The organism is Planktotalea sp. (genome assembly GCF_039984035.1).
Classification (GTDB): Bacteria; Pseudomonadota; Alphaproteobacteria; order Rhodobacterales; family Rhodobacteraceae; genus Planktotalea.
The window spans coordinates 1-6,405 of sequence record NZ_JBDWVM010000001.1 but is presented as its reverse complement, the minus strand read 5'-3'; the positions used below and the strand labels follow the sequence as shown (position 1 = coordinate 6,405).

Sequence of the window (6,405 nt, the reverse complement as noted above, 5' to 3'; positions counted from 1 at the left end):
ATGTATCCAAACTGGTACAACAACAGAGCTGAACTTGGCGGACTTCTTCCGTACAAACAACATCTCTTATGAGCCAGTTCCAATCGAAACAAACGCTGAAGCTCAGCCTTTGTATCTCGAAGGTGCATGCGACGTTTACACAACAGACGCATCCGGTCTTGCAGCAACACGTGCCGCATTTGAAAACCCAGCGGACCACGTTGTTCTTCCAGAGATCATCTCTAAAGAGCCACTCGGCCCACTTGTTCGCCACGGCGACAACGAATGGGGCGACGTTGTACGTTGGTCTTTGAACGCACTGATCGCAGCAGAAGAAGTAGGCATCACGTCTGCAAACATCGCTGAGCTTGGCGCAGCAGCTGGCAACAACCCAGAAATCAACCGTATCCTCGGTACAGAAGGCACATTGGGCGAAATGCTCGGCCTCGACGCTGACTGGGCGATGAAAGCTATCATGGCTGGCGGTAACTACGGTGAAATCTTCGAGAAGAACATTGGTGAAAACACGCCAATCGGTCTGTCTCGCGGCCTGAACGCACAGTGGACAGACGGTGGTCTGCTCTACGTTCCACCATTCCGCTAAACCCGGAATACTAAAAGAAGGGCGCGGTATACTCCGCGCCCTTCTTCATTACGACTTAGATTAAACTAGCAATTTCTGAGCCATGATCGGACCAACCGGCAGGTTTCACCAGAAATAGCACACCAGGGAACAGTCCATGACGACTCTATCTGACCCTCCAAAGGGCGGATTCCGCTTATCGATGTTGATCAACGATACGCGTTACCGATCCTATACATTTCAATTTATCGCGCTCGTCGCACTGATTGCAGCCTTCGGCTACTTAGCAAGCAACTTGATTGCGAACCTGCAAGCGGCTGGTCTGAACATCTCTTACAAGTTCTTGGGCGAACCTGCAGGGTATGATATCAACCAGCGCCTTATCGAATATTCCTCACAATCGACGCACCTACGGGCTGCGACCGTGGGTATCCTGAATACCTTGCTGGTTGCTGTCGTTGCTTGTTTCTTTGCAACGATCATTGGTGTTCTCGTCGGTGTTTTGCGTCTCAGCAACAACTGGCTCGTCAGCAAGCTGATGTCCTTTTACGTGGAAATCTTCCGCAACGTACCGGTGCTGATCTGGATCTTGATCATCATGGCGGTCTTCGTTGCCGTGTTGCCGCAACCCCGCGAATTCCGCGGTGATGATGCAACGGCGAGTATGCTGTTTGACATGTTCGCTTTCACGGGCCGCGGCTTTTATTTTCCGCGTCCGCATTTCACAGCTGAATGGGCTTCGGGTTCCACAGGTTGGCTGATCATCATTGCGCTGTTGATCGCAAGTTTCTTTGGTAGCCGTGCTGTCGCAAAATCAGCGTCTGCTGTGCAAGAAGCAACAGGCGACCGTCCGACAACAATCTACAAGACGCTCGCGATTTGGTTTGTACCATTGATCGTTGCTTGCTTCATAATGGGGCTGTCATGGGAGCTTCCTGAACTGAAGGGCTTCAACTTCAAAGGCGGCATCTATGCGCGTAACTCGTTCATCGCTCTGACGTTTGCATTGTCGATCTACACAGCTGCCTTTATCGCGGAAAACGTGCGTGCGGGTATCTTGGCGATCTCCAAAGGTCAGACCGAAGCGGCGGCTTCACTGGGTTTGCGTCCGGGCCGCATCATGAACCTTGTGGTTCTGCCACAAGCGCTTCGCGTGATCATTCCGCCGCTGATTTCTCAGTACCTGAACATCACTAAGAACTCCTCGCTCGCAATTGCGGTTGGATACATGGATGTGACGGGCACGCTAGGTGGTATCACGCTCAACCAAACGGGCCGCGCGATTGAAACGGTTCTCTTGTTGATGCTGTTCTATCTTGTGATCTCACTCAGCATTTCTGCCGTTATGAACGTCTACAACAACTCAGTAAAATTGAAGGAGCGGTAAGATGACAGATACCAACACCACACCTGTCGCTTTCGTTCGCGACGCAATGCTGGCGGAAAAATCACCGCCGGTGACAAGCTCTGGCCCCATTGGTTGGCTGCGCTCGAACTTGTTCCCAAATGCGTTCAGTTCAATTCTGACGATTGTCGCTCTGTATTTCATCTACAAGATCGTGTCTGGCGCGTTTCCTTGGTTTGCAAACGGCGTTTGGGATACCCCTTCGCTCGCAGCATGCCGTGAAGTCCTTCAGGGCACAGTCGGCGGATGTTTCTCAGTTTTGACGGAACGCTGGAACCAACTGTTGTTTGGCTTCACCTATCCTGAAGAACATTACTGGCGTCCTGCTCTGGCATTCGTTTTGTTAAGCGTTGCTGTCGTGCCTTTGATGTTCATGAATCACATGGAAAAAGCGACAAAGGGTCTTGCGATTGCACTGGCCGTCTTGGGGGTTCTTGTCCTCATCATTGGTAGTGCTGCGCAGGGCATCGTCGTTGTCTTGATAGCAGGCGCTGTGTTTGCGGCATCCATCATGGCAAAGTCAGATGCGAAAAAAGTGCGTGGCTGGATGCTTATGACGACAGCCATCTACCCCTTCCTTGCCTTTTGGCTCATTTGGGGTGGCACTATCTTGACACCTGTCTTTGCAGCACTCGGTTTTGTCGGTGGCTATATCGCCTTCACGAAATTAGAAAAGCAAAGCTTTGCGATGGGCCTCATTGGCGGAGTTATCGCCGCCTTCGTCGTTTGGTGGGTCTCTGGCTTTATCTCAGGGGCATTGCCTGGCTTCTTAGCGCTGGAAGCAATCCCCAGCCGTGACATGGGGGGGTTCATGTTGAACTTCATCCTTGGCGTGGTCTGCGTGTCTTTGTCGATCCCTCTGGGCATCGTCTTAGCGCTGGGTCGTCAGTCTGACATGCCGATTATCAAAGGCATCTGCGTTGTCTTCATCGAATTCATTCGCGGCGTTCCGTTGATCACGCTTTTGTTCGTGGCGAACGTGGTTCTCGCGTATTTCTTGCCACCCGGCACGACGTTCGATTTGATCCTGCGCGTTATCATCATGATCACGATGTTCTCGGCAGCCTATATTGCCGAGGTGATCCGTGGTGGTCTCGCGGCTTTGCCAAAGGGCCAATATGAAGCGGGCGATTCACTGGGCCTCGATTACGCTCAGAACATGCGTCTCATCATCTTGCCTCAAGCGCTCAAGATTTCCATTCCAGGGATCGTGAACGTAGCGGTTGGCCTGTTCAAAGACACTGCGCTGGTATCGGTCATTTCGATGTTCGATCTGGTGGGGATGATCCGCGGACCGATCTTGGCATCTGCTGAATGGAATGGCGTTTATTGGGAACTCTTCGGCTTTGCGGCCTTGCTGTTCTTCGTCGTCTGCTATGGCATTTCACAATATTCACAATGGTTGGAGCGTCAGCTCGCAACCGGTCACCGATAATAGGAGGCTAGACACATGGCCGAAGCAAAACTTCAGGTATCGGACGAGATCGCGATTACCATTGAGAACATGAACAAATGGTACGGCACATTCCACGTGCTGCGCGATATCAACCTTACGGTTAATCGCGGCGAGCGTATCGTGATTTGTGGACCTTCTGGGTCCGGTAAATCCACGCTCATCCGCTGCATTAACGCGTTGGAAGAGCATCAGCAGGGACGTATTGAGGTCGACGGCACAGTGCTGTCCTCTGATTTGAAGAACATCGACAAGATCCGCTCAGAGGTTGGGATGTGCTTCCAGCACTTCAACCTGTTCCCGCATCTTACGATTTTGGAGAACTGCACATTGGCTCCGATCTGGGTGCGTAAAACGCCTAAGAAAGAAGCCGAAGAGCGCGCGATGCATTTCCTTGAGAAGGTGAAAATTCCGGATCAAGCGAACAAGTATCCAGGGCAGTTGTCCGGTGGTCAGCAGCAGCGTGTTGCGATTGCGCGCTCTCTCTGCATGCAGCCTCGTATCATGTTGTTCGATGAGCCGACATCAGCGCTTGATCCAGAAATGATCAAGGAAGTTCTCGATACGATGATCGAACTTGCGGAAGAAGGCATGACAATGCTTTGCGTTACGCACGAGATGGGCTTTGCCCGTCAGGTGGCGAACCGCGTGATCTTCATGGATCAGGGCCAGATCGTGGAGCAGAACGAACCAGAAGCGTTCTTTAACAACCCGCAATCTGAGCGCACGCAATTGTTCCTGAGCCAGATTTTGGGGCACTAAGCTAATCGTAAGGTGCGTGATACCACGCACCCTACGGCGTAAAAGGCAGACCCTCGGGTCTGCCTTTTTTCGTTTCAAGGGAGTTGCTGCGCGCGAGCGCAACCAGCACCCCGAGACATTTCGAAAGAGATGAAAAGTTTAGACCAGATCGCGCGGCGTGGTGAACTGGGTGGCAGTTGCTCCACCGAATTCCAACTCACTCCAACTGGCAATGTCACATTCAAAGACAGTGGTCGCACCTGAAGGGTAATCCAGAAACCTTGGGTGCATTGGTGCTTTTTGGGCAAGTCGTTCTGCAAAATCACCAATGCCCGGATTGTGCGCAACCAGTAAAACGGTCTCGCCTTCCGCGCTTTTGACTTCCTGAAGCAACTCATCCGCAGAGCCCATATAAAGCGCATCGATAGAACTTATAGGTTGGCTCAGCTTCAAGCGTGCAGCCGTTTCTTGCGTGCGCGCTGCGCTGGAGCAAAGGATCGTATCCGGATGCAGGTTTTGGGATCGGAGCCACTCGCCAAGCGCTGTCGCGCCTTTGCGTCCCCGTTCATTCAAAGGGCGGGTTTTGTCAGGGCCTTCATGCTCCCAACTGGATTTAGCATGCCGCATGATGATTAGTTTTTTGCTCATGCTTTATTCTCCTAGAAACGCGCGCATGTGGAAAGCGGATTGTAGCGGCGAGCGTGCATAATTTTGTGACACAGGACAGGCGCGCCGCGCGGCGCAGCCTTTTGACCGACACTCGGCGCTATCGCGTTCCCGAATATGGGACATGCAGCTTGGTACATCGTAGTGATCTGGTGAAAGCGCATTCACGGGGCAGGCCGACACGCAAGGCTTTGCACAGTTCACACATGGCGAAGCCGTCTGAGCTGGCAGCGGTAAATGCTCAGAAAATCGTAGCGCGGCACGAAAGGAAATGAACAGGCCAGCCGTTTCATGAACCAACATGCCAACAGGGGATACCCAACTTTGTCCACTCGCGAGGGCCCAGGAAATGAAGGGCGGGTAGGGAGGTCCGTCAGAAGGGAATAGGGCCTTTGCTCCACATTCCTTCGCTATTTGCCTCACTACGCGCTTTGACCAACGATCCAAGGGATCGCTTTGCCCGTCCAAAAACTCAGCGCTTTGGCTCACATTCGCCCAAAAATCGGGTTCGCGGGGGCCAAGCAGTGCAATTGTCTCCGATCCCTCATGCAAGAGGCCAAAGACCTCCAGATGCGATGCCGCTGACAGATGGTTAAGAGTCTTAAGAGCGTCACTCATGAATTAGTTTGAACTGCTGAAACCGATATAGGGCCGTGCCGCCACATCGACTTGTGCCCAGATTTGTTCGACGCCGTCACGGTTGTAGCTTTGCGGAACAGAGAGCAAGGTGGCGCGGGTGCCTGTCTCAGCCACGCCGATTGCGCGCACGCTGCGAAAATAACTGCTGTCATTCGAAGGATAGGCTTCCCTAACGTTGACCGTAGTCGTGAGCATCAAAGCTTGATCAGAAAGCTGCGCAGGCGGGGGGAGCTCAGCTCCATCAGTCAGCTGGATCGAGAAATCAGTCCATCGCTCTTGTTGAGGGTCATAGGTTCCAAGCCACATAAACCCTTTGGTTTGGATAACTTGGTTTTGCTCGACCAAAAGGCTGTCTTTATCGGCTCCATCTGCATCTTTCTGAAGCGCATTTGTTTGGGCGATAGCATCAGGATCTGGAGCGTCAGCAATCACAGGCGCATCGATGGAGGCCAACGCAGTTCGAAGCGACTTTAGTTCTGCGCGCATCTCTTCAACGGTAGCGCGTAAAACTTTGATACCTTGTTCGGTGTCTGCGGTCGTGCGGATCACCTTTTCCTGAAACTCGACTTCAAAGCCTGCGCCCTTGAACACCTTTGGCAGAATTTCGGATCGATTGGCTAGAAACAAAACGCCGACCAACGCTGCGCCTGTGAGACCATATTCGATGGGTCGGCGCAGCATGCTTAGCAAGTGATAGGTCAGAGTTTTTGGCTCTGCCGGTTTGGGATCGTCGGCCATGGCAAATCTCCAAATCAAAAACGTCGTTGAAATAATCTGAGACAGCCTACACGTCATGCGTGCGCGATCAAGAAGAACAGCAACTTTTCAAGGCAAGCGCCTTAACCGCGAATGAGCGAACCTGCACCGTGTTCTGTATAAAGCTCGAGCAAGCAGGCATTGGGCGCGCGTCCATCTAGGATCACCACGGCGCGAACGCCG

6 protein-coding genes and 2 pseudogenes are annotated in these 6,405 nt (G+C 52.6%); 4 read left to right on the top strand and 4 right to left on the bottom strand.

Features of this window, described 5'->3' with window-relative positions; genetic code table 11:
• The 4 genes and pseudogenes from ABJQ89_RS00040 to ABJQ89_RS00025 all read left to right on the top strand — a co-directional run.
• Positions 1–583: pseudogene (locus tag ABJQ89_RS00040) on the top strand (amino acid ABC transporter substrate-binding protein); the annotation flags it as partial.
• Positions 584–719: 136 nt separating this feature from the next.
• Positions 720–1,949, top strand: coding sequence for an ABC transporter permease subunit (locus tag ABJQ89_RS00035; RefSeq protein WP_348494236.1), 1,230 nt, complete (start codon positions 720–722; stop codon positions 1,947–1,949).
• A 1-nt stretch (position 1,950) separates the two neighbouring features.
• Positions 1,951–3,402 (top strand): amino acid ABC transporter permease, encoded by a 1,452-nt coding sequence (locus ABJQ89_RS00030; protein ID WP_348494235.1) that lies wholly within the window; start codon positions 1,951–1,953, stop codon positions 3,400–3,402.
• Positions 3,403–3,417: 15 nt separating this feature from the next.
• Positions 3,418–4,182 carry an amino acid ABC transporter ATP-binding protein gene (locus ABJQ89_RS00025; RefSeq protein ID WP_348494234.1) on the top strand — a complete coding sequence of 255 codons (765 nt, stop codon included), beginning with the start codon at positions 3,418–3,420 and terminating at the stop codon, positions 4,180–4,182.
• A gap of 138 nt (positions 4,183–4,320) precedes the next feature.
• Here the strand turns inward: ABJQ89_RS00025 and ABJQ89_RS00020 are convergent, their stop codons facing one another.
• The 4 genes and pseudogenes from ABJQ89_RS00020 to ABJQ89_RS00005 form a co-directional block, all read right to left on the bottom strand.
• Positions 4,321–4,809 carry a histidine phosphatase family protein gene (locus tag ABJQ89_RS00020; RefSeq protein ID WP_348494233.1) on the bottom strand — a complete coding sequence of 163 codons (489 nt, stop codon included), beginning with the start codon at positions 4,807–4,809 and terminating at the stop codon, positions 4,321–4,323.
• A 3-nt stretch (positions 4,810–4,812) separates the two neighbouring features.
• Complete coding sequence (locus ABJQ89_RS00015; RefSeq protein WP_348494232.1) at positions 4,813–5,445, bottom strand: ferredoxin; 633 nt, start codon at positions 5,443–5,445, stop codon at positions 4,813–4,815.
• Between the two features lie 3 nt (positions 5,446–5,448).
• A complete protein-coding gene (locus ABJQ89_RS00010) occupies positions 5,449–6,204 on the bottom strand; it encodes a hypothetical protein (protein WP_348494231.1) in 756 nt (251 codons plus the stop codon).
• A gap of 101 nt (positions 6,205–6,305) precedes the next feature.
• Positions 6,306–6,405, bottom strand: a pseudogene (locus ABJQ89_RS00005) (acetylglutamate kinase); the annotation flags it as partial.